The sequence below is a fragment of the Halopiger xanaduensis SH-6 genome, assembly GCF_000217715.1.
GTDB lineage: Archaea > Halobacteriota > Halobacteria > Halobacteriales > Natrialbaceae > Halopiger > Halopiger xanaduensis.
This window is the reverse complement of sequence record NC_015666.1, coordinates 3049221-3073613: the sequence shown is the minus strand read 5'-3', so window position 1 is coordinate 3073613 and position 24393 is coordinate 3049221. Positions and strand designations below refer to the sequence as shown.

Annotated in this window: 25 protein-coding genes; 12 read left to right on the top strand and 13 right to left on the bottom strand. The window is 66.4% G+C overall.

Annotated elements, in window-relative coordinates; all coding sequences use genetic code 11:
* Nucleotides 1-26 precede the first annotated feature (26 nt).
* From HALXA_RS15045 to HALXA_RS15025, 5 genes are all read right to left on the bottom strand, one after another.
* On the bottom strand, nucleotides 27-380 hold the full coding sequence (locus tag HALXA_RS15045) for a hypothetical protein (RefSeq protein WP_013881243.1): 354 nt from the start codon (nucleotides 378-380) through the stop codon (nucleotides 27-29).
* Between the two features lie 121 nt (nucleotides 381-501).
* Complete coding sequence (locus HALXA_RS15040) at nucleotides 502-762, bottom strand: hypothetical protein (RefSeq protein ID WP_013881242.1); 261 nt, start codon at nucleotides 760-762, stop codon at nucleotides 502-504.
* Nucleotides 763-899: 137 nt separating this feature from the next.
* Nucleotides 900-1730, bottom strand: a complete 831-nt coding sequence (locus HALXA_RS15035; protein ID WP_013881241.1) for an ABC transporter permease — start codon at nucleotides 1728-1730, stop codon at nucleotides 900-902.
* Nucleotides 1727-2707: an ABC transporter ATP-binding protein gene (locus HALXA_RS15030; protein WP_013881240.1), complete on the bottom strand. Its 981-nt coding sequence runs from the start codon at nucleotides 2705-2707 to the stop codon at nucleotides 1727-1729. Before HALXA_RS15030 ends, HALXA_RS15035 begins: the two co-directional genes overlap by 4 nt.
* Before the next feature lie 104 nt (nucleotides 2708-2811).
* Nucleotides 2812-4698: a S9 family peptidase gene (locus HALXA_RS15025; RefSeq protein ID WP_013881239.1), complete on the bottom strand. Its 1887-nt coding sequence runs from the start codon at nucleotides 4696-4698 to the stop codon at nucleotides 2812-2814.
* 291 nt (nucleotides 4699-4989) lie between these two features.
* Between HALXA_RS15025 and HALXA_RS15020 the strand changes: the two genes are divergently transcribed.
* The 7 genes from HALXA_RS15020 (at nucleotide 4990) to HALXA_RS14990 (ending at nucleotide 10733) form a co-directional block, all read left to right on the top strand.
* Nucleotides 4990-5889 (top strand): hypothetical protein, encoded by a 900-nt coding sequence (locus tag HALXA_RS15020; RefSeq protein ID WP_013881238.1) that lies wholly within the window; start codon nucleotides 4990-4992, stop codon nucleotides 5887-5889.
* A gap of 96 nt (nucleotides 5890-5985) precedes the next feature.
* Nucleotides 5986-7047: a glycosyltransferase gene (locus HALXA_RS15015; RefSeq protein WP_013881237.1), complete on the top strand. Its 1062-nt coding sequence runs from the start codon at nucleotides 5986-5988 to the stop codon at nucleotides 7045-7047.
* Between the two features lie 150 nt (nucleotides 7048-7197).
* The gene (locus HALXA_RS15010) at nucleotides 7198-8991 is read left to right on the top strand and encodes an aldehyde ferredoxin oxidoreductase family protein (protein WP_013881236.1); all 1794 of its coding nucleotides are present in this window, start codon (nucleotides 7198-7200) and stop codon (nucleotides 8989-8991) included.
* Complete coding sequence (locus HALXA_RS15005) at nucleotides 8988-9761, top strand: DUF7124 domain-containing protein (protein ID WP_013881235.1); 774 nt, start codon at nucleotides 8988-8990, stop codon at nucleotides 9759-9761. Before HALXA_RS15010 ends, HALXA_RS15005 begins: the two co-directional genes overlap by 4 nt.
* 85 nt (nucleotides 9762-9846) lie before the next feature.
* The gene (locus HALXA_RS15000; RefSeq protein WP_013881234.1) at nucleotides 9847-10113 is read left to right on the top strand and encodes a hypothetical protein; all 267 of its coding nucleotides are present in this window, start codon (nucleotides 9847-9849) and stop codon (nucleotides 10111-10113) included.
* A gap of 3 nt (nucleotides 10114-10116) precedes the next feature.
* Nucleotides 10117-10455 carry a hypothetical protein gene (locus HALXA_RS14995; RefSeq protein WP_013881233.1) on the top strand — a complete coding sequence of 113 codons (339 nt, stop codon included), beginning with the start codon at nucleotides 10117-10119 and terminating at the stop codon, nucleotides 10453-10455.
* 95 nt (nucleotides 10456-10550) lie between these two features.
* Nucleotides 10551-10733 carry a hypothetical protein gene (locus HALXA_RS14990; protein ID WP_013881232.1) on the top strand — a complete coding sequence of 61 codons (183 nt, stop codon included), beginning with the start codon at nucleotides 10551-10553 and terminating at the stop codon, nucleotides 10731-10733.
* A 75-nt stretch (nucleotides 10734-10808) separates the two neighbouring features.
* Here the strand turns inward: HALXA_RS14990 and HALXA_RS14985 are convergent, their stop codons facing one another.
* Nucleotides 10809-11441: a TorD/DmsD family molecular chaperone gene (locus tag HALXA_RS14985; RefSeq protein WP_013881231.1), complete on the bottom strand. Its 633-nt coding sequence runs from the start codon at nucleotides 11439-11441 to the stop codon at nucleotides 10809-10811.
* Complete coding sequence (locus HALXA_RS14980) at nucleotides 11441-13600, bottom strand: hydrogenase iron-sulfur subunit (protein ID WP_013881230.1); 2160 nt, start codon at nucleotides 13598-13600, stop codon at nucleotides 11441-11443. The genes HALXA_RS14985 and HALXA_RS14980 overlap by 1 nt, the downstream gene beginning before the upstream one ends.
* Before the next feature lie 277 nt (nucleotides 13601-13877).
* Here HALXA_RS14980 and HALXA_RS14975 point away from each other — a divergent pair, with 277 nt between their 5' ends.
* From HALXA_RS14975 to HALXA_RS14960, 4 genes are read left to right on the top strand one after another with little or no spacing between them, the layout of a single operon-like run.
* Nucleotides 13878-17111, top strand: a complete 3234-nt coding sequence (locus HALXA_RS14975; RefSeq protein WP_013881229.1) for a molybdopterin oxidoreductase family protein — start codon at nucleotides 13878-13880, stop codon at nucleotides 17109-17111.
* Between the two features lie 6 nt (nucleotides 17112-17117).
* Nucleotides 17118-17798, top strand: a complete 681-nt coding sequence (locus HALXA_RS14970) for a 4Fe-4S dicluster domain-containing protein (RefSeq protein ID WP_013881228.1) — start codon at nucleotides 17118-17120, stop codon at nucleotides 17796-17798.
* Complete coding sequence (locus tag HALXA_RS14965; RefSeq protein ID WP_013881227.1) at nucleotides 17795-18292, top strand: hypothetical protein; 498 nt, start codon at nucleotides 17795-17797, stop codon at nucleotides 18290-18292. Before HALXA_RS14970 ends, HALXA_RS14965 begins: the two co-directional genes overlap by 4 nt.
* Nucleotides 18289-19326 carry a cytochrome b/b6 domain-containing protein gene (locus tag HALXA_RS14960; protein WP_013881226.1) on the top strand — a complete coding sequence of 346 codons (1038 nt, stop codon included), beginning with the start codon at nucleotides 18289-18291 and terminating at the stop codon, nucleotides 19324-19326. Before HALXA_RS14965 ends, HALXA_RS14960 begins: the two co-directional genes overlap by 4 nt.
* Nucleotides 19327-19625: 299 nt before the next feature.
* On the opposite strand, the gene HALXA_RS22860 is transcribed toward HALXA_RS14960, so the two are convergent.
* The 3 genes from HALXA_RS22860 to HALXA_RS14950 form a co-directional block, all read right to left on the bottom strand.
* Entirely contained in the window at nucleotides 19626-19823 is a 198-nt protein-coding gene (locus HALXA_RS22860; RefSeq protein ID WP_148263692.1) for an EamA family transporter, read from the bottom strand.
* Nucleotides 19824-19850: 27 nt separating this feature from the next.
* Nucleotides 19851-20039: a hypothetical protein gene (locus tag HALXA_RS14955; protein ID WP_049895325.1), complete on the bottom strand. Its 189-nt coding sequence runs from the start codon at nucleotides 20037-20039 to the stop codon at nucleotides 19851-19853.
* Nucleotides 20040-20263: 224 nt separating this feature from the next.
* Complete coding sequence (locus tag HALXA_RS14950; RefSeq protein WP_013881225.1) at nucleotides 20264-20662, bottom strand: hypothetical protein; 399 nt, start codon at nucleotides 20660-20662, stop codon at nucleotides 20264-20266.
* A gap of 96 nt (nucleotides 20663-20758) precedes the next feature.
* Here HALXA_RS14950 and HALXA_RS22195 point away from each other — a divergent pair, with 96 nt between their 5' ends.
* Nucleotides 20759-20932 carry a hypothetical protein gene (locus tag HALXA_RS22195; protein ID WP_013881224.1) on the top strand — a complete coding sequence of 58 codons (174 nt, stop codon included), beginning with the start codon at nucleotides 20759-20761 and terminating at the stop codon, nucleotides 20930-20932.
* A gap of 33 nt (nucleotides 20933-20965) precedes the next feature.
* Here HALXA_RS22195 and trpB read toward each other — a convergent pair whose 3' ends face one another.
* The 3 genes from trpB to HALXA_RS22190 all read right to left on the bottom strand — a co-directional run bounded on the left by trpB (nucleotide 20966) and on the right by HALXA_RS22190 (nucleotide 24376).
* Complete coding sequence (gene trpB / locus HALXA_RS14945) at nucleotides 20966-22123, bottom strand: tryptophan synthase subunit beta (RefSeq protein WP_013881223.1); 1158 nt, start codon at nucleotides 22121-22123, stop codon at nucleotides 20966-20968.
* A gap of 170 nt (nucleotides 22124-22293) precedes the next feature.
* Nucleotides 22294-23991, bottom strand: coding sequence for an NADH-quinone oxidoreductase subunit D (locus HALXA_RS14940; protein ID WP_013881222.1), 1698 nt, complete (start codon nucleotides 23989-23991; stop codon nucleotides 22294-22296).
* A gap of 223 nt (nucleotides 23992-24214) precedes the next feature.
* On the bottom strand, nucleotides 24215-24376 hold the full coding sequence (locus HALXA_RS22190) for a hypothetical protein (protein ID WP_013881221.1): 162 nt from the start codon (nucleotides 24374-24376) through the stop codon (nucleotides 24215-24217).
* Between the last annotated feature and the right edge of the window lie 17 nt (nucleotides 24377-24393).

The window sequence follows — 24393 nt, the reverse complement described above, 5'->3', positions numbered from 1 at the left end:
AACACGGACTCGAGCGAGCCGTAGCGCTATCGACCCGGTCGCGGATCGTCCGTCGACGGCCCGCCCGCCTCCGAGCGGTCGTCCAAGAACGCCCGCGCGAACAGGTTCACGTGCATCTCGAGAACCTCCTCGGGATCGATGCCGTGACGCTCGGCCTGGCGCTCGAGGAACGCCTCGAGTTCCGAACTCGGCTCGTGGTGGATCGTGTCGCCCTCGACCGTGAACTCGACGTCGGTCGCGTCGGCGACGAGGTGTTCGATCTCGAGCAGCGCCTGTTCGGCCTTGACCTCGAGGGCCTCCTCGTCGTCCATGAGTCGGTTGTCGCCCCAGTCGGCCGCGGCGTCCCGAAAGCGGTCGCTGACGGTGATCGACAGGGTCATGCTGTCCCTCCGGTGCTGGATCGCGGTTGAACGGACAGACGGGTATCGTCGTGGATCATCGGCTGTGGTGTACGTGACGGCGTACGGGTGTCGAATCCTGCGGTCTCGAGCGGTCGGCGGGTTACTCTTCGGGCGGCCACTCGTCCGGCGCCGGATCGGGCTCGCCGAGTTCGCCGAGTGCGACGAGGATCAACGCGAGGAAGGCGAGCAGGACGATCAACCCCATCAGCCCGCCGAATCCGTGCTGGCCGACCCAGTTGCCGGGCATGACGCCGCCCATCTGGCTAGCGATGTTGAGACCGATTAACCCCGTCCACACCGCCGCGAACAGCAGTCCGAACGCGACCAGCGGGTTGTGTCCGATGGCAGTTCGAAGTCCCATAGGCGACGACTCGCCGTCCAGTGTGAAAACTTCCCACGCTACCCGTAAGCTGCCATGACTGTCACGCGCTGGAAACAGACCGACCGCTGCCGAAAATCGACGGCTTGACCGGGATCTCGAGTCTGGTCGCCGAGCGCTCACCCGAGATCGACACGATCGAAGTGCCACAGGCCGAGCGCGACCGGCACGACGAGCCAGGCGACCAGCACGAGCAGCGCGACCTCGGGCTCGAGGTATGCCGGGACGTCCGTGGTTCCGGTGAGCGTGATCTCGTCGTCCGGGATCGCCAGCGGCATTGCCGACTCGTACGCGACGGTCGGGCTGAGTCGCCGCACGAACTCGAACGCGTGTTCCGAGATATCCAGCCCGAGCCGACCGTTCAGCGCGTACTGGAACACGCCGACGATCGAGAGTCCGGGGAAGATCATCAGCAGGTTGCCGACGAAGTAAAAGCCGACCGCGCCGCCCATCGCCCGCGACCGGGAACTCGTCGCCGCGGAGATGCCGATCGCAACCGCGACGTATGCCAGCGTAAACAGCAGCGTCAGGGCGACGACGCGAGCGAAGGTGGCCGCCTCGAGCGAGGGGTACCAGAGCAGCGTCAGCACCGCGCCGACGGCGAACGCGAAGCCGATCGCGGCGCCGACAACGGCCCCGCGGGAGAGGTACTTCCCGAGGACGACGTCGCGGCGCGTGTTCGGCAGGGAGAGCAGGTACTTGATGCTGCCCGACTCCCGCTCGCCGGCGATCGCGAGGTACGCCGCGACAAGCGCGATCAGCGGGATGAACAGCGATCCGATGCTTGCAAGCGAGAAGAGTTGGTTGATGACGTTGGGTTCGGATACCCCAGTTTGGCCGAAATAGAAGAACAGCACCGCGAACAGCGTGTACAGCGCTCCGACGGTCCAGACCGTTTTCGAGCGGCGGACGTCGAGGAAGTCCTTCTTGGCGACCGAGAGCGTGCTCATGCGGACACCTCCTCGACGGCGTCCGGCGGCTCGGCACGGCCAGCGTCGGCATCTCCCGCTGCCGTTCGCTCGCTGTTCGTATACGTGTTGAACAACTGCTCGAGCGACGTGTCCTCCGAAACGATGTCGCGGACGTCGGCGACCTCACCCGCCGCTGTCACGACGTCGTACTTCACGGGCGTCGCAGCGCAGGAGACCGTAATCCTCGAGTCGTCGACGGTCACCGATCGGACGTCTTCGCGGGCCTCGAGGTCGCCGATGAGCGCGTCCGGCACGCGCTCGACCTCGAGCGTGATCGAGGCGTCGAGGTCGAGATCCGCCCGCAGCGCGTCGAGGGTTCCCGTCGCGACGAGTCGCCCGGCGTTCATGATCCCGACGCGGTCGCAGATCGCCTCGACCTCGCCGAGGATGTGGCTCGAGAAGAACACCGTCGTGCCGCGGTCGGCTTCAGCGGCGATGATCTCGCGCATCCCCTGCATGCCGGTCGGGTCGAGTCCCGACGAGGGTTCGTCGAGGATGAGCAGGTCGGGATCGCCGACCAGCGCCATCGCGAAGCCGAGCCGCTGTTGCATGCCCTTCGAGTAGCCGCCGGCGGAGCGGTCCCCGTCCTCGGGCTCGAGGCCGACCCGCTCGAGGAGCGCGTCGGGGTCCTCGTCGGCCCCCTTGGTGTCGATCACCCACTCGAGGTGTTCGCGGCCGGTGAGCCGATCGTACAACGTCGCGCCCTCGGGGAGGACGCCGATGCGCTCGCGGATGACGTCGGCCTCCTCCTGCGCGTCGTGGCCGAGCACCGTTGCACGGCCTGTGGTAGGCCGCACGAAATCTAGGAGCATATTGATCGTCGTCGACTTCCCGGCGCCGTTGGGGCCGAGAAAGCCGAATATCTCGCCGTCCTCGACGACCAGCTCGAGGTCGTCGACGGCGAGGACGTCGTCGCCGTACCGTTTCGTCAGTGCGGAGGTTTCGATAGCGGGCACACGAAATTCAACGGCGAGGAAATGTAAATAGTTCTGGAAGTTATTTCAACACTTGATAGCGCCGGGTCGGATACCGAGTCGGACCGGTGGACGGCGGCGACCGCTCAGACGTGCTCGTCGAGGAAGTCCGCAATCGCGGAGTAGGCCTCGATACGGTTCTCGAGCTTCGAGAAGCCGTGGCCCTCGTCGTCGAAGATGAATTTTCGGACGGGGACGCCCTGTGCTTCTGCTTTCTCGGCGATCTGTTCGGCCTCGCCGACCGGGACGCGAGGATCGTTCTCGCCGTGGAGGACGAACAGCGGGGCTTCGATGTGCTCGATGTTGTTCGTCGGCGAGATTTCCTCGAGGAACTCGCGGTCCTCGGCGAGCGAGCCGTACTCGGCCTCGCGGAGTTCGCGGCGCCAGTCGCCGGTGTTCTCGAGGAACGTGACGAAGTTAGCGATGCCGACGACGTCGACGCCGGCCGCCCAGAGGTCGGGGTACTCGGTCAGCGCGGCCAGCACCATGAAGCCGCCGTAGGAGCCGCCCTTGGCGGCGATGCGGTCGGGATCGACGGCGGGGTGGTCCTGCAGCCACTCGACGCAGGCCTCGATGTCCGCCACGGAGTCCATCCGCTTCTCGACGTCGTCCAGCGCGGCGTAGTCGGCGCCGTAGCCCGCGGAGCCGCGGACGTTGGGTTCGAAGTACGCGTAGCCCCGGTCGAGGAAGTACTGCTTGACGCTCGAGAACGAGGGGCGGCGCTGGCTCTCGGGGCCGCCGTGGATGTCGACGATGACGGGGACGCCGTCGCCGTCGTTCGCGTCGCCCTCCTCGTAGTCGTCCGGAAGCGTGAGAAAGCCCGGTACCTCGAGGCCAGCGTGGGACTCCTCTGGAGTCCCACGGGCTGACGGGCTTTGCCCGTCAACGCCGAAGCTCTCGACGTGGACGAGGTCGGACTCGTCGAACGTTTCGGGCGGGATGCCAGCGGTGGGCGCGCGGGTCCACTGCTCGGCGTCGCCGGTCTCGAGGTCGACGACGAAAACGTTCGTGTTGACCGTGTCGCCGGTCGTCGAGAGCGCGAACCGCTCGGCGTCGGGACCGAAGCTGACGCCGCCCGAAATCCCGCCCGGAAGGTCGGGTTCGGGGAACGTCTCGAACTCGGTCGGCGCGTCGGGGTCGAACTCGCCGACCGTGAGGTCGGTGTAACCCTCGACGTTGCGCGAGTAGACGAATCGGCCGGTCTCGTCGTCCAGCGCGATGCCGTCGACGTTCCAGCCCTCGCCGTCTGCGACCGTCTCGAGTTCTTTTGTCTCGAGGTCGAGGTAGGCCAGATACAGGGTGTCCGCGTCGCCCTCGTCCGTCACGAGGTAGATCCCCTCGCCATCGGGCGCCCAACTCGCGCTCTGATAGCGGACGTCGCCCTCGTGTGGCGTGAGGTGCTCGAGGTCGGGATCGTCCGCCTCGAGGTCGAGGACGTACAGATCCTGGTCGAAGTTGGAGTAGGCCTGCGAGACGAGCAGGCGGGAGTCGTCAGGGCTCCACCCCGAGAGGGAGAGCCACCCGTCGCCCTCGTAGACGAGTTCCGCGTCGTCGCCCGTCTCGTCGCGGCTCTGCACGTAGATGTCGAAAACCGCCTCGTCGCGGCGATTGGAGGCGAAGGCGCACCGGTCGCCGTCGTGGCTCCAGCCGCCCCAGCGGTGCTTGGCGTCGGGCATCGCCGTCAGGTTCTCGATCTCGCCCGTCGCCGCGTCGAGCCGGTAGAGTTGCGCGCGCTCGTTGCCGCCCTCGTCCATCCCGAAGATCAGTTCGGGCCGCTCGGGCGACCACGAGGCGAAGCTCACCGTTTCGTCGTAGAACGTCCGCTGCTCGGGCCACTCCTGGGGCTCTCGGACCGTCCAGACCTGCGCCGTACCGGTCGTGTTCATCAGGAAGGAGAGGCGCTCGCCGTCGGGGCCGAACGAGGCGCCGTAGGCGCTGCGAATGTTGAGATAGCGTTCGATGTCGTAACCCATACCGGAGTCGTATCGACTCGAGGCGGTAGTCGTTTGGGTTCCGGAGCCCGCCTCGAGGGAGCGGGCTCGACGAACGCCGCCGAACAGGTTGGACGCGGCGGCAGCGATACGGATCGATTACCGCCATAGGGAGACCATACGACTGCGATAGCGGCCGGTATGGTTCGAGGAGGAGTTCCGCGAGCAGCTGCGACAAACCGGCGATGCACAGGGACGAGCGCCGACTCGGCTCGGTGTGCGTGTGGTGCTGTGACGTGCTTAACAAAGCCCGGCGACTCCCGTGGACCTGCTATGACAGACGCGGACGCGGACGGGACGGACGACCGCGGGGACCCCGTCGGCGCGCTCCTCGTGACGATGCTCGTCATCCTCGTCGCGTGCGGCGCGATCGTCGCCGCTATCGGCCCCGAGTTCGTCACCGACGCGTCGCCGGTCGAGACGGAGGGCGCCGAGGACGACGAACAACTCGAGTCGATCGGCGACGGCGAGGCGGATCGCGCCGTCGACGAGTCGCAAGCGACGGCCGACGCGGACGCGAATGCGAATGCGACCGAAAACGATTCGGACGATTCGAACGACTCGGACGCAAACACCGACGGGAACGAAAGCAGTGCTGACACGGCGGAGGACGCTAACGGAGACGAAGAGACGGACGACGACGATAACGAGACCGACGCGGATGCGGACGACGAAGATGAAGAAGAGGAAGACGCGGACGAGGAAGAAGAGGATTCGGAGAACGATGAGCCAGATGACGAGGACGACGCGGACGACGAAACGGACGATGACGAAGCGAACGAGACGGACGACGGAGACGAGGCCGACAACGAATCGGCGACTGACGATGACGACGACGGATCCGACGAAAGCGACACCGAGGACGGCGAGGACAACGAGACGGACGCCGAGTTCGACCCCGAAGCGGACGCAGAAGACGCGGACGAGGAAGATGACCCGGACGATCCCTCGGCGAACGAGAGCGAAGACGAGCAGGATGACGGCGGCGAGGACAATACGACCGAAACGAGCGACGAGACGGGAATCGATGACGAAGACGGCGACGCATCCGAGGACGACGATAGCGACGACGACGCCGAATCGGACGACGATTCGGACGACGACGGGTTCCTAGATCCGATCAGTTCCTTCCTCGAGGAAGTCTTCGATATCGGCGATGACGACGGCGAGTAACACGGCATCGGGTCGCGTCGCTGCGACAGCCGTGATCGCTCGTCAAACGAAACGAAAAAAGTGACTTTATAGCCCGGGACTACGTGGCGACCGAGTATGCGCGTCGCGTTCGTCTCGTTAGCAACGGTCCACCACCGCGACACCGAGACGAACCGGCGACTGCAGACGATCTGCGAACTACTCGAGGAGGCGGGCCACGACGTCCACGTTTTCTGCGCGCAGTTCTGGGACGGCGAGCACGATACGTTCGAGCGCGAGGACGTGACCTACCACGGGCTCGTGGGCGAGCCCGACGCTCGATCGGCGTTCGCGCTCCGGCTCCCGACCGCACTCGCCGGCGCGAAACCCGATATCGTCCACGCGAGCGCGAACCCGCCCGGCCAGGTGGTCGCCGCGAGCGTCGGCGCGACGCTGGCCCGCGCGCCGATGGTGCTCGAGTGGTACGGCGACGGCGGCGTCCGGAACGACCGGTGGCGACGCTGGGCGGCCGGCCGCGCCGACCGAATCCACGTGCCGTCGGAACTCGTCGCGACGTGGCTCCGGGAACTCGGCGTCGGCGAGGACGCGCTCGAGACCGTGCCGAACCCGATCGACCTCGAGCGCGTGCGGTCGGTCGAGCCCGACGACCGGGTCGACGTCGTCTACGCGCGCCGGCTCGACGAGGGGGCGAACCTCGAGAGCCTCCTGCTGGGGCTGGCCGAACTCCGCGATCGCGACTGGTCGGCGACGGTCGTCGGCGACGGCCCCGAGCGCGAGCGCTACGAGCAACTGGCGAGCGACCTCCGGATCGACGATCGGATCACGTTCGCGGGCGACTGCTCGCTCGAGGAGCGGATCGCCGCCTACCGCGGCGCCCACGTCTTCGCGCAGACGGCCGAACACTGCGTCTTTCCCACGGAGATGCTCTGGGCGCTCGCCTCGGGCTGCGTCGGCATCGTCGAGTACCACGCCGACTCGAGCGCCCACGAACTCGTCGAAGGCTGGGATCGCGGTTTTCGAACGACGAGCGAGGACGAACTGGCCGACGCCATCGTCGCGGCCGGCGACCTCGAGTACCGCGAGTACGACGACCGGTTCGCGGCGTACGACCGATCGGAGATTCTGGACCGGTACCTGGTGGGGTACCGGACGCTGCAGGAATCGAGCGGGCTCTTTTGATAATCGAACCGACATTACGTTCCGTAGCCGGAAGCGACACGGTCCACATCCGGCGGCCGTAGCCGCGAGAAGCTATAAACGCGCGTGACAATCAATCTCGGAAAACGAGACACTTTTAGTTCCGTCCGGCCGTTACTGGGACGAGACTACATGGGAGCGGGGGACTCCATCGTCCGGGTCGATCTCACGACCGAATCCGTCACGAACGAGCCGGTGCCCGAGGAGTGGCGCCGGAAGTACGTCGGCGGGAAGGGACTGGGCGCTCGCTACCTCTACGAGGAACTCGAGGCCGGCGCGGAGCCGCTGGGCGGCGAGAACGCCCTGCTCTTTCTGACGGGGCCGCTGACCGGCCACCTGCCGGGCGAGCAGCGCTACGTCGTCGTCACGAAGTCGCCGCTGACGGGGGCCTTTCTGGATTCCTACGCCGGCGGCTCGATGGCCGACCGGCTCGCGGGATCGCTCGGCGATCACGTCGGCATTTTGGTGACCGGGTGCGCGGACGAGCCCGTCGCCCTCGAGGTCGCCGACGGGGAGGTGTCGATCGAACCCGCCGACGACTGGTGGGGACTCGACGCCCGGGAGGTCGACGAACGGGTCCCCGACGCGGCGGTCGCGTGTATCGGTCCCGCCGGCGAGAACGTCGTCTCGTACGCGACCATCGCCTCGGACGGCGGCGACCACCACGCCGGCCGCGGCGGCGCGGGGGCGGTCATGGGCTCGAAGCGGCTGAAGGCGGTCGTCGCCCGCGACGAGTCCCCCGAATCGCCGCCGGAACTGCGGCGGCTCAGAGAGCGCGACGAGGCTGCGTTCGCCGACGACGAGACCGGCCGGTGGCACGCTGCCAGCGAGACGGTCGAGACCGTCGACTTCGCGAACGAGGTCGGTGTCCTCCCGACGCGGGGCTGGCAGAAGGGCCGCTTCGACGGAGCCGATTCGGTCGGCATCGAGGCCGTCCGCGAGGCCGCCTACGAGCGCGAGCGGGCCGACGACCCAGTTCCCGGCGGCTTCCGCGTCGAGAGCGACGACGGCGACACCGTGCCGCGGGGCTCGACGCCGATCGCGTTAGGGTCCGGGCTCGGCATCGACGACTTCGACGCCGTCGCGACGCTGGGCTCGGTCTGCGACCGGCTCGCGGTCGACGTCATCTCGAGCGGGAACGCCGTCGCGTGGGCGATGCGGGCGAGCGAGGAGGGACACCTCGATCGCGACCTCTCCTTCGGCGACGAGGACGACGCCCGCACCCTCATCGAGGAGCTCGCGACGCGCTCGAGTTCGCTCGGCGACGCGCTGGCCGACGGCGTCGAGGCGGCGGCCGACGCGTACGGCGCCGACGAGTTGATCCCCTCGGTGAAGGGGATGGAACTTCCCTCCTACGATCCTCGAGGGTCGGCCGCGATGGCGCTGGCGTACGCGACCAGCGACCGGGGCGCCTGCCACCGGCGGGCTCGCCCGGTCGAGACCGAGGCGATCGAGGGCGACTGGACGATCGCCGAGCGCGTGGTGACCGTCGCCGCCGAGCAGGACCGCCGCGCGGTCCTCTGGAGCCTCATCGCGGACGACTTCTTCGGCGAGGCGCTCACGCCCGACCTCGGCGCGGAGTGGCTCGCCGCGAGCGACCGGGCGGCCGACTACGCCCCCGACGAACTCCAGCGGGTCGGCGAGCGCATCTGGACGCTCGTGCGGCTGTTCAACGTCCGCGAGGGGTTCTCGCGGGCCGACGACGAACTTCCCGCACAGTTGACCGAGCCGCTCGAGGGCGGCCCCAACGACGGCAGCGCCGTCGCGGCCGAGGCGTTCGAGGAGATGCTCGAACGCTACTACGAGTACCGCGGCTGGGACGAGCAGGGGCGGCCGACCACGGAAACGCTCGAGCGACTCGGGCTCGCGGAGCTTGCGGTCGATGCAGTTACGGACGCGAACGCGAAACGAGGTGACCGACAGTGACCGAACGAATCGATCTCGACGAACTCGACGTCGGCGACGACGACGAACCGGAGGAGGAATCGAACCCCGGCGACTGGTTCTGGCGCGGCGAGGGCGATCCCGAGAACGAGCCGCCGCGGACGACCGGGCCGGCGGTGAAGCCGGACGACGAGGACGGCGACGGCGCGGATGCCGCGGACACCGCGGACGCGACCGGCGCCGACGGGAACGCGGTCGACCAGAACTCGCAGCCGGCGCCCCACGTTCCGACAGCGGAGTCGGGGAAGCCGGTCGGGATTCCGGCGGCGTCCGGCGGCGCCGGCGCCGGTGCTGGAGCGGGCTCGAGCGCGGACGACGGTGGGGAGCCGGGCGCGGCCGAACCGACGGAACCTCGCCCCGCAGGATCGGCCGCGGAGGGGCCCCACGGCGGCGGCGTCGACGACATGACGATCGCCTTCACGTATCGGGCGCTCCAGCAGCTCGAGCATCCGGCGGCCGTCTTCGCGGACGCCTACGGCTGGAGCGACTGGATCGGGATCGTCGGCGACGTCGGCACGCCCGCGATCACGAAGTTCCAGCGCGATCACGGCCTCGACGCCGACTTTTTCACCGGCAGCGGAACGGATCCGAGCGAGCGCCTCTCAGAGATCGACCGCACGTCGATGTTCTACGCGGAGCGGATGGTCGTCATCGGCACCGGCGAGCGCGGCGAGGCCATCGCCGAGGCCGCCGACTGGGAGTACATCCCGCTCGAGACCGCCGCGGAGAAAGCGGGCTGGGAACTGTCATAGAATCGATTTATTTTCCGCTTGGGACGGTCACGGGCTCCGAAACGTTAATACTCTCCCGACAGACACGACCAGTCGAGAGACAGCTATGGGACTCCGAACGGCGTTTCGACAGCACAAACTCGTACTGATCGGGCTGCTCGCGTTCGGTGCGTGGGTCTTCCTGACGATACAGAACGTCGCCGCGAGCATGGGTTCGGTCGTCTACGGCGACTGGGTCGGCCAGAGCGGCGTCGTCGGCCTCGTCGGGCTGGCCGCCCTCGTCGCGATCGGACTCCTCGCGGTGGTCGTCTACGGCGAACTCGGCGAGACCGAACCGCTTCCCGAGGAGTTCCCGCCGGAAGGAACCCAGTAACGCATGCCCAAGACCCTCGAGATCGAACTGAGCGACCGCTTCCTCGAGGCCGCCCGCGAGTGGGGCGACTCCCGGCTCACGGACGAGACGACGGCGGTCGAGCAGAAGGTCGAACAGGCCCTGCTCGAGATCGAGCACCTCGTCTCGGGGGCAAGGAACGTCGCGTTCGCGGTCGACGACGAAGCGAAGACCGTCCGGTACGAGCCGACCGCCGATCTCGCGGCGCTGCTCGAGCGCCAGGCCGAGACCCGCGGGCTCGAGCCGGCGGCGGTCCTCGAGATGCACGTCGACCTGTTCGCGCGGGCGTTCCTCGAGGAGACCGAGCAGGCACCCGAGGTCTGAGCGAACCGGCCTGACGAATCGACGACGCGAATCGACGACGCGAATCGACGCGAGCGGAAGGATTATACGACGATCGACGCAACGGGAGAGCAACGATGCAGCGCAAACAGACCGACTGGAAGCCGAAGAACGGTGAAACGGACGACGACGCGTGGACGCACACCGGCGCGCACGAGGTTACCGAGGGCGAAGTCGACGGTAACGTCGAGTTCGACGACGAACTGAAGGAGAAGTCGCGGACGGACTCGGAGTCGTCGGACGCGTCGGAGTCGAATTAACGCGACGACGCGTTTCGAATCGGAATCGAACGGATCAGCTATACTTCGATCTGAAGATCCGTTCCGCGGAATCGCTCAGCTAACCTGCAGGACGATCTCTTCTTCGAACGCAGCGTAACCGGCGAGGAGGTGCCCGACCGCCTCGTAGAACGGGCCGTCCGCTTCCTCGACGATCGACGCCGCGCAGTCGTCGATCCAGTGCGAGAGGTGTTCCTCGTGGAAGACGCGCTGGTAGCCCAGCGTCTCCTCCCGGCCCTGGTACTGGGATCGAACCAGATACCGCAGGAACGCGAGTTCGACCGCGACGTGGTCGTTCTCCTCGGGGTAGTCTTCGGGCGGCGACCAGCCGGCCGCGCCGTAGCTCGCTTCGACCTTCGGGAGCCCCTCACCCAGGTACTCCGTGTCCTCGCGGTAGTACGTCTCGTGGGGGAGCACCGGCGGCCGCGGCCCGACGAACAGCCGGGTGTACTCCACCTCGAGTTCGTCGGCGACGTCCTCGAGCGACCGGCCGCGGTTTTGTTCGATGAACTGTTCCAGCAGGTCGAATCCCGTATCGAGGTCGTCGTTGACGCTCCCCGACGGCGACGCGATATCGCCGCTGAGGACGTCCTCGAGGAACTCCTCGGGCGGCGCGTCGTGGGTCGCGGTGATCAGGAACTCGACCAGATCGAGTCGAGCCGCGTAGACGGCTTCCATGTCCATACTCATCAGTCGTCACCTCCGTTTCGGCTGTACAGCAGCATCGAGCGGCACTCCGGACAGTAGTCGAAGATGCTGCCGTCCGCGTTCGGGGCCATCCCCGAGACGAGGTCGCCGACTTCGCCCTTGATCCGTTCGGCCGACCGCTCGCTCGTGAACTCCGTGCCGCAGTTCTTGCACTCGAGCATCGAGCCTTCGAAGACCTGCGTCCACGCGGGGTCCGCGTCTTCCTCGTCCGCGACGTCGTCCTCCCGGTTCTCGGGCAGCAGGGAGAGATCGAGCCCTTCCTCGACCGTGATCGCGTTCTCTACGCAGCCGTCCTCGCAGAGCCCGCAGTTCACGCAGCGCTCGTGGTTGAACTCGAGTCCCGTCTGCGTGCGACGCAAGGCGTCGGTCGGACAGAGCGTCGAACACGTCGGCGTGAGCGTGCACGCGTCGTCGACCTCGACGCGGCCGAAGTCCTTCAGGCCGCGGATCACCTCGCGCTCGGGCTCGACGTGCTCGAGGATCGCACGGACGCTTTCTAACGTCCAGCCGTGACTGTCGAACGCGGGGTTCTCGCGCTCGGGATCGTCGATCTCACCGGTCGCCTCGTGCTCGCCTTCGGGAATCGGCGACTCCTCGAGGCCGACGACGAAGGTCGAGACGTCCTCGACGAACGCTTCGGGCTCGTTCGGATCGGGAGCGAAGAACTCCACGCGCTTGCCGAGCCCGAGGTCGTCCGTGGCGACGTCGAGCCGACGGACGAGGTCGGCCTTCGGGTCGGGGCCGGAGTGCAGACAGTCGCCGCCGCAGCCGACGATCGCGACGCCGTCCGCACCGGCTGCAAGCGCGTGCATGACGTGGGCCTCGCCGACGGTGTCGGTACAGTTGACCTGCACGGGGAGGATCGGCGGGTACTCGACGTCGGCGCGGCCGGACGCCGCGAGCCGACCGTACTCGGCCAGCGCATCGGCCGCTCGCTCCGAGCAGACGAAGGCGACGACGGACTCCTCGAGTCCGGAGCCGCCCCGGCCCGGAATCCAGCTACCCTCGACCTCGTCGGGGGTAAGCAGTTCCTCGACCTCGCGGGCGATGCGCTCGTTCGAGGGTTCGCGCAGTTGCGTCGCGCCGGTCGGACAGGAGCTGGTGCAGGCCCCGCAGTTCTGGCACAGTTCCGTGTTGAACTCGACCTCGTCAATGCTCGAGCGCTCGACCGCGTCGTGCGGGCAGGCCTCGACGCACTCGTTACAGCCGACGCGGCTCGAGTCGCCAGCTGCACAGACGTCCATCTCGAGGTCGAGGAACTCGGGTTTGGTAAGCCCGCCGAGGTGGCGTTCGATCGAGGCGATCTTCTCGGACGTGATCGGGGCGGTGTAGAAGCCGATTCGGCCGCCGCGTGCGGACTCCGTCGCCGACGGGTGGACGACCTGGTCGACCTCGAGCGTGCGTTCGACGCCGTCCAGTTCGATCGCGTCGGTCGGACAGCACTCGGCCAGCGACTCGTCGTCGACGTCGGGGTCGATATCGACGGGGTAGCGCGTCACCGTCCCCTCGGGCGCCTCGCGGACGCATTTCATGCAGGAGATACAGTCCTCGGTGACCCGCGCGCGGACGGTGACCTCGAACTCGCCGTATTTGCCGTCGACCGCGGCGACGCGGCCGCGCTCGATCGTCACGTCCTCGAGGTCGTAGTCGGACTCAGCGTAGTCGTTCCCGTTCGCGATCAGGGTGACGTCCGCGTCTTCGGCTAGCGCGGCGGCGGTTTCGGCGTCGCCGACGACCGCGACGGCGTCGCCGGCCTCGTGAGTGAGCGACTGGTGGACCGACTCGTGTTCTAAGCCCGCGTAGCGCGCGTTGACCATCCGGGCGGTCTTGGCCGTCGCCTCGGACTCGCCGTGGACCCAGCCCGCGCCCTCGCGCTGGTCGACGAACGAGACCGCGTCGGGGTGCAGTCCGTTCTCGGTGGCCGTTTCGGTGATTTTCTCCTGGGCCGGCGCCTCCGGGCAGGTGACGATGAGTTGATCGAGGTCGTGCTCCTCGATGACGTGTTCCATGGCGGGAAGCCCGTCCTGACAGAGCATCCGGGAACTGGCGGCGACGTCGACGTGGTCGATCCCGTCGCGCGCCGCCTCGAGATCGATGTCGCAGGTGCCAGCGCACGAACAGACGAAAGAGCCGACGTTCATTAGCGAGCCGAAACCGCCGGACGGTAAAAGATGTTGCGTGACGGAATTCGGTTTTCGAACTCAAATTATTGCATTCTAACAACTATTCTATCGATAGAAGCAAGGGTAGTTTCGTTACTCGGAGTAAGATAGTCGAGAACGGTTAATTCTCCATACATTAATCCGAAAAAGAAGTATAAATTCCAAAGATTCATTATACTCGCGGAGAGCCCTACCGGATGGCAATCATCGGTGTGTGGGAGACGATAATGTCGTTCCGAATATCCTGTTAATCAATATGAGCACGGAACCAGTTACGCTGGATCTCGACCGGCGGTCGTTCATGAAGGCGTCCGCCCTCGCCGGGGCCACAATCCTCGGCAGCGGGGCAACGGGGCGCGTTCTCAGCGACGGCCAGAGCGAATCGACCGGCGTCGAGGACGACGCTGAAACGGCGAAAGTCATCTGTAACTACTGCTCCGTCGGTTGCGGGTTCAAGGCCGTCAAGGAGGGCGACTCCTTCGTGGGGCAGGAACCCTGGAAGGAGAACCCGATCAACAACGGCTCGCTCTGTTCGAAGGGCGCGAGCATCCTCGAGACGGAGCACTCGCCGACCCGACTGAAGCACCCGCTGAAGAAGGAAAACGGCGAGTGGCGCAAGATCACGTGGAACGAGGCCTACGACGAGATCGCCGAGACCTGGCAGGAGGTCACCGAAGAGTACGGGCCCGACAGCACGATGATGGTCGGCAGCGCCCACCACTCCAACGAGGAGGCCTACGCCTTCCGGAAGCTGGCGGCGTTCATGGGCACGAACAACGTCGACCACCAGGCCCGTATCTGTCACTCGCCGACCGTCGCCGGCCTCGCGAACACGTGGGGCTTCGGCGCGATGACCAACACGATCAACGACTACCGCAACTTCGATCTCAACATCATCATCGGGCAGAACCCCGCCGAGGCCCACCCGATCGCGATGCAGCACATCCTCGAGGGGCAGGCCCGCGGCGGGACGATCGTCTCGATCGACCCCCGCTATACGAAGACGTCGGCTCACGCCGACCACTATTACCGGATGCGGCCCGGGACGGACGTCGCGATCATGATGGGGCTGCTCTACTACCTCGACGAGCAGGACGAACTCGACGAGGAGATGCTCTCCGACCGGGTCAACGGCTGGGAGGACGCCTACGCCGAACTCGACCGGTACGACCTCGAGACGGCCGCCGAGATCTCCTGGCTCTCCGTCGAGGATCTCGAGGAGATCGGGGACATGATCATCGAGAACAAGCCCAACGTCCAGATCGAGTGGGCGATGGGCGGCACCCAGCACAACAACGGGACCCAGAACATCCGCTCGTACGCGCTGCTCAGTCTCGCCTCGGGGTCGGCGGCCCGCTCGGGCGGCGGCCTCCAGGTCATGCGCGGCCACGCGAACGTCCAGGGCGCGACCGACCTCGGCGTCGACGCCGACATTCTGCCGGGCTACTACTCGGTGAGTTCGCCCGGGTCGTGGGCCCACTGGACTAACGTGTGGGATCGGAGCCCGTGGACCAGCGGAAGCACGGACTTCAACGACATGTACGGGCGGTTCGACATGCTTCCCGAGGACCTCATGGAGGAACTCGGCGAAACGGAAGAGACCGTCACGACCGCGCAGGTCGACACCGAGGTCGAAGACAGCCTCGGCGGCGACGAGTACCGACCGAACGAGGTGACGACCCGGTCGATGATGTTCCAGTCGGGACTGACCGTCGCCCGCTGGTACGAGGCCGCCCTCCCCCAGGAGGAGCGGCTCCACGAGTCGAACCTCTACCAGCCGAACCCGCTGAAGATGCTGTTCCTCTGGGGCCACTCGGCGAACTCCATCAACGAGATGGACAAGATGAAGCGGGCGATGGAGGCGCTCGATCTGCTGGTCGTCGTCGACGTCTTCCCCGCCGTCGCCGGCACCCTCTCCGACGAGGATAACGTCATCCTCCTGCCGGCCTCGAGCCAGTACGAGCACTACCGGTCGCTGACGAACACGCACCGGTCGGTGCAGTGGTCCGAGCCCGCCGGGAAACCGGCGCACAACTCCAAGCCCGACCTCCAGATCATGCAGGAGCTGGCCGACCGGTTCGGCTTCGGCGAGCACTTCGACTGGGGGAGCGGCCAGGAGCTCCACAACGGCAAGAGCACCTACGAGGACGCGCTCCGGGAGATCAACCTCGGCGTCCGCTCGATCGGCTACCAGCAGCCCCCCGAGAAGCTCCAGCAACACCGCGAGTACGACTACGCCTTCAACACCGAGACGCTGCGGGCCGACTCCGAGGGACTGCCGGTCAGCGGCGAGTACTGGTCGCTGCCCTGGCCCTACTGGGGAGAGGGCCACACCGGTACGCCGATCATCTGGCGCGACGACATGGACCCCCGCGAAGGCGGCCACGACTTCCGCGCCAACTGGGGCACCGAGGCGCCGTCGCCCGAGGACTGGGAGGCGATGGGCGTCGACCGGGAGTACCCGCTCCAGGAGACCTACGACGAACACGGCGAGGAGGGCCTCGAGATGCTCCGCGAGCCCTACCAGCCCGACTGGTGGGACGAGGAGATCGAGGGCGTCCCGCAGTACCCCCACTACACGACGACGCTCCCCGAGGACGTCACGAACCCCAGCGAGATGTCCCTGCCCGTCGAGTACGCGCTGAGTCCGGATCAGTCGCCCTACGACGCGGCGCAGGCGCTCGAGGAGGAGTACGACCACGAACTCGACATGGAGTTCTGGGAGCAGTACGACGTCGAACAGCCGGACCCGCCGACGGGTCGCGGGAAGGCGCGCGCGGTCGCGTGGAACTTCCTCGACACGGTGCCGGTCCACCGCGAACCGATCGAGAGTCCGTACCCGGACCTCGCCGAGGAGTGGCCCGCGAACGGCCACCAGCAGAACGTCTACCGCCTCGACCAGAACAACGGCCAGACCCAGCAGCAGGCCACCGAGGCGGTCCACGAGAAGGGGTTCGAGGTCATCCTCACCTCCGGCCGACAGGTCGAACACCAGGGTGGCGGTTCCGAGACGCGGAACAACGAGATGACCGCCGACCGCCAGCCCCACATGTACGCGGAGATCCACCCGGACCGCGCCGAGGAGATGGGGATCTCCGGCGGCGACGAGGTCATCGTCCACTCCGCCCACGACGCCAAGAGCGCGATCCTCGTGAAGGCGAAGGTCGACTACCGACCCCACCCCGACGAGGTCTTCCTGCCGTACCACTGGGGCGGCGTCTTCGGCGGCAAGGACAAGTCCGACGACTGGCCCGAGGGCACGAAGCCGCTGGCGATCGGCGACTCCGTGAACATCGTCACCGCCCACGGCTTCGACGCCGAGACCCAGATGCAGGAGACCAAGGTCGGCATGGTCCGCGTCGAGAAGGCCACGCCCGAACGGATCGAGGAACTCGACATGGAGTTCATCGACTTCCCGCAGGACGAGGCGGGACTCGGACTCCAGAAACAGTACGACGTGCGGGAGCACGACATGCTCGCAGACGACTAACAAAGAATGTCAACGAACGAACAACAGCAGACCGCGCGAATCAGCGACGGGAACATGAGCACCGGGGAAGGGATGCGCCTCTTCCCGGACGTGGAAGCGTGTATCGACTGCGGCGGCTGCGTCGTCGCCTGTAAACGCACCTGGGACGTCGGCCCGGACCGCGAGCGTATCGACATCGTCAACATGCTCGAGGGGCAGGAGGCCGACGAGGGTTACAACGGTCGCCAGTCCGCGGCGCTGGCCGACGGCGCCAACCCCGGCGAGACGAACGTGCCGATGCAGTGTTTCCACTGCGAGAACGCGCCCTGCGTCTCGGTCTGTCCGACCGACGCCCTGCAGAAGAGCGACGACGGGTTCGTCGACCTCAAAGAGAGCCTCTGCGTCGGCTGTCAATACTGTCTCTCGGCCTGTCCGTTCGGCGCGCCGCAGTTCCCCAACGAGGACGAGGGCTCGGCCGAAATCGTCGGTACCGGCGGCACCATGGAGAAGTGTACCGGCTGCAAGGAGCGCCAGATGGCCGACCAAGGGCCCGCCTGCGTCGACGAGTGTGCGACCAACGCACTGCTGGTCGGAACGGCCGGCGAGATCGCCGACGAACTCGAGAAGCGCGACAGCCAGCCGTTCTTCAACGACGAGGCGATGGAGATCATCTTCGGAAAGGAGGACGCCCAACTGTTCGAATCATGAGCGAGCAAGATACATCGACGGACGCCGAAACTGGAGGGCTCTCGGACACCGCGGCGTTCTGGATCGCCGCGGTCGCGAGCGCCGCCGTCGCAGTCGGCTCGATCTGGCTCGTGCAGGGGCCGAGCTACCAGACGCTCCTACGCATCCGGCCGACGGTCACCGGCGGCGGCGTCGGTACCGCGTGGGTCGCCGGCAACACCGAGCCGCTGCTCAACGCGTTGGTCTCGCTCCTGCACATCGCCGACGTGCTCATGGGCGCGTTCATCATCGTGATGGTCGCGATCCACTGGGCGGCCTTCCGCCGGCTCGGCGACCGAATGCAGCCGCCGGCGGGTGCGGAGCCCGACGCGCGAGCGGGAGCGGACGCCGACGTCGCGACCGACGGTGGTGAGCGGTCCGACGGACCGCGATCCTCGTCGGAGCTTCGATCCGACGGTGGCGTCGAGTCCGCCGCCGACGAGGACGCCCGCGCCAACGGGGGTGACGCCGCGTGACCAACCTCGACCACGGGAAGTTCTCCCGCGTCACCACGATCTTCCACTCGCTGCTCGCGTTGACCGTGTTCTTCCTGTTCTTTACGGGGTACTCCATCGCGTTCAACGCCGAGCTGTGGTGGCTCGTCGAGCTGATGGGCGGCAACGAGTGGGTCCTGACCATCCACCGCGTCGCCGGCTTCGCCCTCATGCTGCTGACCGTGTTCTGGGTGCTGTACATGCTGCTGCGCCCCTCGAGCCGGTCGAACCTGGGCGACGTGATTCCCGACATCAAGCAGGACACCGCGGCGTTCGTCCAGGACGTCAAGTTCGCGCTCGGCTACGCGGAGGAGCGCCACCCCCACGCCAAGCAGTTCGCCGGCTACAAGGCCGACGAGGTGCCGCTGCTGTCGTACGTCGGCAAGGGCGTCATCGCCATCTTCGCGGTCGAACTCGTCCTGCTGATGATCTCGGGGCTGCTCATCTGGCAGAAGACCTGGCTGATCGACTTCTACAACACGCAGTCGGTCGCCATGGGCTTCGTCGCGTTCCACGGCCTCCTCGGGATCATCATGTTCATGGGCGTGATGTTCCACACCTTCGAGCACGCCTGTCATCCGGCCTTCTACCCGGTCGAGATGAAGGCGTTCCTCCCGAAGGATGAGACGCCGAACTTCCACGGCGACGCCGACGACTACGACACTACCGGGATCGAGAACCTGCGGCTGAAGCCGACCTGGAAGTGGGCGACGAACCTGTTCGGCGCCATGGTCATCATCGGCATCGCCGGCGTGCTGGCCGGCAGCATGACCTACGGCGGCTACCCGATCCCCGAAACGCTGGCGTTCAACGAGGGGAACATCTTCCGCACGATCGCCATCAACGTCGGCGTGCTCGTGCTGTTCATCGGGCTCGCGCTCTCGATGTACGGGAACATCCTGCGAGTTCGCTACCAACGCCAGCGCGAGGCGCAGACCCAGCGCGAACGCGAGGCTGAGCAGAGTCAGAGCGACGACGCGGACGTGATCGCTGCCGACGGCGGCGAGACGCAGTAACGTCGACCGCGGTTTCGGTCGGCTCTCGGGGTAGCGATTCCCAGTGATTGACGGCGATTCCTCGAGTTTTGCAGTATTCCCGTTTCACTGATTACCTCCGTTCGATCCTCGAGCAGCGTCACCCACTGAGCGGTCCCATCTCGATCCGCTCGAGGCGAACACAGGGGAGTCGTTCCATTGAAATCCTATTCTTCAGAGAGTCGTTCCCCTGGAACTACCGCTCACTACGGGTGCGTATTGTGTCGTTTCTTAGAACACGCTCGGATCACGTAGGGTCACGTACGCTCAGCCTCGAGGCGTCACGTAGCTATGAGGACGACCGCAACAGCACCAAACGCGATGCCGAGGACCTTCTTCGCAGTGACTCCCTCGCCCAATACGACGATTCCGAGGAGTGCGCCACCAACGAGGGACATCCCGAAGATCGGCACGACGGTGCTAACGGGGCCAGTCGAGAGTGCGCGGAAATACCCGACGACAGCACCAGCGAGACAGATGCCTGCTGCGAATGCAAACCCAACAGATCAGCTCGTCGCCGACGGAACTGACCACTCACCGAACAGGGCCGCCACAGTTGTCGCTCCCACGGCCAGTGTGCCGACCGCAATCGGCATGACGGTGAATGCCGGCAGATCTTGCAGTGCAATTTTCATAAACAGGAACGCAAACGAATAACAGCCCATCGCCAGCAGTGCCCACAACACGTAGTTCACAGGACCGTCCCCTCCAGATCAAATATCACTCTCCGTTTCCCGGATGTCATTACTTCACACACCTATAGAGCCTGCAGAGAAAAACCTTACCGCTCGAGCGATAACTGATTCGGTGCCAGCGTTCAGTCAGGACTGTACTTACTGCTGTGGATATCAAACACCGCATCGACGAAGGGGACAAAGGAGTCGACGAGGGTCAAAATCGGCAGCAGGCGCGAGACAGTTTAGGAGAGCAGTTCGGCGCTTTCCGAGGAGAGTTCGACGGTGACGTCCTGCCTCGTCTGGTCCTGAATCTGGTCGATGTTTCGCGTGAGCACCTCGAGGATGTCGTCCGGATCCGGATACACGAGGACGTTCCCGTCGCCGTCCTCCATGACGAGTTGCGTGTCGTTCATCTGGATCTGGTTGTGCTCGATGCTCGCCACGTAGACGGACAGCGCCTCCGCGCCGCCGTTATCCCCCTCTTCGACCATCGAGACGTACAGCGAGTCGATGCCGATGAGGTCCTTGTACTCCCGGATTCGACGCGCACACTCGACCATGTCCTTCGTGATGGCCGTCTTCTGCGGGTTCCCGTGCTCGCCGTTGTAGCAGTGCTTGCACACCCGTAGTTCCATCCGCATGGGCCGGAGTAGCAAATGGACGCATTATAATCGTTCGGTCGCAGGCGCGCACGGGAACACACAACATTTAGTACGAAACACGGACAGTCTCCCGGCATGGAATATCTGCTCTACGCCGGACTGGTGCTTACGGTCCTGATCGGCAGCATCGGCGCGATGGTCGCGACGACGAAGGATACGGCCGGCGGCTACGGCACGGTCGGCGACGGACTGCTCGCGCTCGTCGTGCTCGGGTTCGCGATTCTGACGATCGGAACCTCCGTCTTCTAAGCGTCCGGACGGCTGACGCGGGTACCGACCCGCTCAGAGATCGAACTTCGCTGCCGCGGTCTCCATATCCTTGTCGCCCCGCCCCGAGAGGTTCACGAGGATCGTCTCGTGTTCGCCGTCCTCTGCGAGTTCGATCGCTCGGGCGACGGCGTGGCTGGACTCCAGCGCCGGGATGATCCCCTCGGTTTCGCTCAGTTCGCGGAAGGCCGCGAGCGCCTCCTCGTCCGTGACGCCCGTGTACTCGCAGCGGCCGACGGCCCGGAACATCGCGTGCTCGGGGCCGACGCCGGGGTAGTCGAGCCCGGCCGAAACGGAGTGGACGTCCACGTCGTTCTCGAGCACGCGCGTTTTCATCCCGTGGATGACGTCGTCCGTCCCGCTGGAAAGCGGCGCGGCGTGCCTGCTCGAGTCCGGTCCCTCGCCGCCGCCCTCGGTGCCGTAGAAGTCGACGTCATCGTCGCGGAAGGCGTGAAAGAGGCCGATCGCGTTCGAGCCGCCGCCGACGCAGGCGACCGCGGCGTCCGGGAGGCCGCCGGTCCGCTCCCGGAACTGCTCGCGGGCCTCCTCGCCGATGACGCTCTGGAAGTCCCGGACCATCCGCGGGAACGGATCTGGACCGACCACGCTGCCGACGAGGTAATGGGTGTCGTCGACGTTCGCGGCGAAGTCCTCGAGCGCGGCGTCGACGGCGTCCGCGAGTCCTTCGTTGCCGCGGGTGACCTCGTTGACCTCGGCGCCCATCAGCCGCATGCGGAAGACGTTCATCTCCTGGCGCTCGGCGTCTTTCTTCCCCATGTAGATCTCCGTGTCCAGCCCCAGCAGGGCGCCGACCATCGCCGTCGCGGTGCCGTGCTGGCCGGCGCCGGTTTCGGCGATGAGTCGCTCGCGTCCCGCGCGCTTGGCCAGCAGGGCCTGGCCGAGGCAGTTGTTGATCTTGTGGGCGCCGCCGTGGAGCAGGTCCTCGCGCTTGAGGTAGATGTCGGCGCCGTAGCGCTCGCTCAGGTTGCGCGCGTAGTACAGCGGCGTCGGGCGACCGGCGAACTCCTCGAGCAGGCCGCGAAACTCCGCCTGAAAGTCGTCGGTGGTCGCGACCTCGTCGTAGGCCTCGGCGAGTTGGGCAAGCGGTCCCTCGAGCGGTTCCGGAACGTGTCGTCCGCCGTATCCCTCGAACTCTCCGTTTCCGTCGGGCATACGTCCCTGCTGGCGCTCGGACACCGTAAAGGTAGCCTCCGTTTCGTTCCGTCAGCGCCACGCCGGATCGACCCGGCTCGAGCCGTCGGGGCTTTCGGACCGTTCGACGCTCCAGCCACGCCGTCAGATCGCGATACCGGCTCGGAAAGCAGACGCACCGGCCAGAACGGCTATCGATCGACGCTCCCCAAGACGATATCCAGACTCCCGAGCGAGGCGACCAGGTCCGGGACGTACTCGCCTTCGGACATCTCCGGCAGCGCCGAGAGGTTGTGGAAACACGGGCTGCGGATCTTGAACCGGGCCGGCGAGTTCGTGCCGTCCGAGCGGATGTAGACGCCGAGTTCGCCCTTCGCGATCTCGACCGCGCGGTAGGTCTCCTTCCCGGCGTCGGGTTTCAGCGTCCGGGGCACGTTGCTCTGGACCTCGCGCTCGTCCTCGGGCCAGTCCTCGAGCAGGTCGAGACACTGCTCGATGATCTTGGCCGACTCCTCGACCTCCTCGATCCGGCAGAGCACCCGGGCGTGGTTGTCGCAGCCGTCGCGGGTGACGACGTCCCACTCCAAGTTCTCGTAGTAGCCGTAGGGGTCGTCGCGCCGGAGGTCGTAGTCGATGCCGGAACCGCGGGCGACCGGGCCCGTACAGCCGTAGTCCTTGGCGACTTCGGGCTCGAGGATCCCCGTGTCGACGGTCCGCATGCGGAAGATCTCGTTGGTGACGATGAGGTCGTGGTACTCGTCGACCTTCGCCGGCAGTTCGTCGAGGAAGTCCCGGCACTTCTCGATGAACTCCTCGCGAGGCCGGGGCAGGTCCCAGGCGACCCCGCCCAGCCGGAAGTAGTAGAACATCATCCGCTGGCCCGTCAGGTCCTCTAAGATGTCCTGAACGACCTCCCGGTCGCGGAAGGCGTACTGGAAGATGGCGGTGAACTCGCCGTAGACGTCCAGGGCGAACGTCCCGAGCGCGAGGAAGTGGCCGAGCATCCGGGCGAACTCGGTCGACATCGTCCGGAGCACCTGCGCGTACTCGGGGACCTCGATGTCCGCCAAGTCCTCGATGGCGCGGGCGACCGCCCACTCGTTGGGCAGGTTCGACGTGTAGTCCCAGCGGTCGGCGTAGGGAATGATCTGGTGGCGGTAGGTGCCGTCCTGGCACATCTGCTCCTCGCAGCGGTGGAGGTAGCCCACGTCGGGATCGACGTCCGCGACCGTCTCCCCGTCGAGGATCGTCTTCAGGTGCAACACCCCGTGGGTCGCCGGGTGGTGGGGCCCGATGTTGAGCAGCATGGTGTCCGACTCGGACTCGTCGCCCTCGACCCGGCGGTCGTCCTCGAGCGGGTTCCGGTGCTCGGCGAACTTGACGACCTGCGGCTTCTCCTGATCGTAGTCGAGCGAGAGGGGGTGGCCCTGCCAGGAGTCGGGGAGCAGGATTCGGCGCGGGTCGGGGTGGCCCTCGTACTCGATGCCGACGAGGTCGTAGGCCTCGCGCTCGTGCCAGTCGGCGGTCCGGAAGACGGGTTCGGCGCTCTGGGCGACCGGATCGCCCTGCGGCAACTGGACCACCAGCGACACCTCGTGCTGGCGCTCGTCGTACTTCGTCAGGTGGAGGATCGACTCGTAGCGGTCCTCGTACTCCTGGGCCGTGAGACACGAGAGGTGGTCGAACCCCGCCTCGTCGCGCAACAGTCCCAGCACCTCTTGGACGTCGTCGGGCCGAATGACGAACGCCGGCGCGTTCTCGTGCTCGTCCCGGCGGAGCGCGTACTCGGAGAGGAGCGCCTCGAGTTCGGCCTCGTCGACGGACTCGGTCCGCCGGTGGTCGTACTCGGGGTCGATGCTCGGTCGCTCGCGCTGTGGTGTCTCGCTCATGGGATGGGAATCTCCTCGCGCGATCGGCGACGGGCGCGGGTTTCGACTGAGCTACACCTGACTCGGAAATGAGGATTTTGCCGGATTGTGCTGACTGTTCGCTCGAGTCGAACGAACCGGCCGCCGGCGGCGAGAACTGACGTGCCGGTTCTCGATTCCGGTACGTACCGGAGCGTAACGACTCGTCAAAGCGAGCGCTCGAGTCGGCTCGGTTGCGGACTCGTTACCGGCCGTTCCGTTTCGGCGGCTCGGCACCGTCCGAGAGGAAGATGCTGTCCTGTTCCGGATCGAAGTACACGTCTAACGCCCGAAGCGTGCCGGCGTAGGCGGCCGCCATGACGAAGGTGAATCCGATCAGCGCGAGGCCGAGGAGGTCGAGGACCATTTTCGTGTTCCGTTTCG

Excerpts from the sequence above, each read along its gene's own strand:
- HALXA_RS15045 (WP_013881243.1), bottom strand. The coding sequence starts at position 380 with ATGACCCTGTCGATCACCGTCAGCGACCGCTTTCGGGACGCCGCGGCC.
- HALXA_RS15040 (WP_013881242.1), bottom strand. The coding sequence starts at position 762 with ATGGGACTTCGAACTGCCATCGGACACAACCCGCTGGTCGCGTTCGGA.
- HALXA_RS15035 (WP_013881241.1), bottom strand. The coding sequence starts at position 1,730 with ATGAGCACGCTCTCGGTCGCCAAGAAGGACTTCCTCGACGTCCGCCGC.
- HALXA_RS15025 (WP_013881239.1), bottom strand. The coding sequence starts at position 4,698 with ATGGGTTACGACATCGAACGCTATCTCAACATTCGCAGCGCCTACGGC.
- HALXA_RS15020 (WP_013881238.1), top strand. The coding sequence starts at position 4,990 with ATGACAGACGCGGACGCGGACGGGACGGACGACCGCGGGGACCCCGTC.
- HALXA_RS15015 (WP_013881237.1), top strand. The coding sequence starts at position 5,986 with ATGCGCGTCGCGTTCGTCTCGTTAGCAACGGTCCACCACCGCGACACC.
- HALXA_RS15010 (WP_013881236.1), top strand. The coding sequence starts at position 7,198 with ATGGGAGCGGGGGACTCCATCGTCCGGGTCGATCTCACGACCGAATCC.
- HALXA_RS15000 (WP_013881234.1), top strand. The coding sequence starts at position 9,847 with ATGGGACTCCGAACGGCGTTTCGACAGCACAAACTCGTACTGATCGGG.
- HALXA_RS14995 (WP_013881233.1), top strand. The coding sequence starts at position 10,117 with ATGCCCAAGACCCTCGAGATCGAACTGAGCGACCGCTTCCTCGAGGCC.
- HALXA_RS14990 (WP_013881232.1), top strand. The coding sequence starts at position 10,551 with ATGCAGCGCAAACAGACCGACTGGAAGCCGAAGAACGGTGAAACGGAC.
- HALXA_RS14985 (WP_013881231.1), bottom strand. The coding sequence starts at position 11,441 with ATGAGTATGGACATGGAAGCCGTCTACGCGGCTCGACTCGATCTGGTC.
- HALXA_RS14980 (WP_013881230.1), bottom strand. The coding sequence starts at position 13,600 with ATGAACGTCGGCTCTTTCGTCTGTTCGTGCGCTGGCACCTGCGACATC.
- HALXA_RS14975 (WP_013881229.1), top strand. The coding sequence starts at position 13,878 with ATGAGCACGGAACCAGTTACGCTGGATCTCGACCGGCGGTCGTTCATG.
- HALXA_RS14970 (WP_013881228.1), top strand. The coding sequence starts at position 17,118 with ATGTCAACGAACGAACAACAGCAGACCGCGCGAATCAGCGACGGGAAC.
- HALXA_RS14965 (WP_013881227.1), top strand. The coding sequence starts at position 17,795 with ATGAGCGAGCAAGATACATCGACGGACGCCGAAACTGGAGGGCTCTCG.
- HALXA_RS14950 (WP_013881225.1), bottom strand. The coding sequence starts at position 20,662 with ATGCGGATGGAACTACGGGTGTGCAAGCACTGCTACAACGGCGAGCAC.
- HALXA_RS22195 (WP_013881224.1), top strand. The coding sequence starts at position 20,759 with ATGGAATATCTGCTCTACGCCGGACTGGTGCTTACGGTCCTGATCGGC.
- trpB (WP_013881223.1), bottom strand. The coding sequence starts at position 22,123 with ATGCCCGACGGAAACGGAGAGTTCGAGGGATACGGCGGACGACACGTT.
- HALXA_RS14940 (WP_013881222.1), bottom strand. The coding sequence starts at position 23,991 with ATGAGCGAGACACCACAGCGCGAGCGACCGAGCATCGACCCCGAGTAC.
- HALXA_RS22190 (WP_013881221.1), bottom strand. The coding sequence starts at position 24,376 with ATGGTCCTCGACCTCCTCGGCCTCGCGCTGATCGGATTCACCTTCGTC.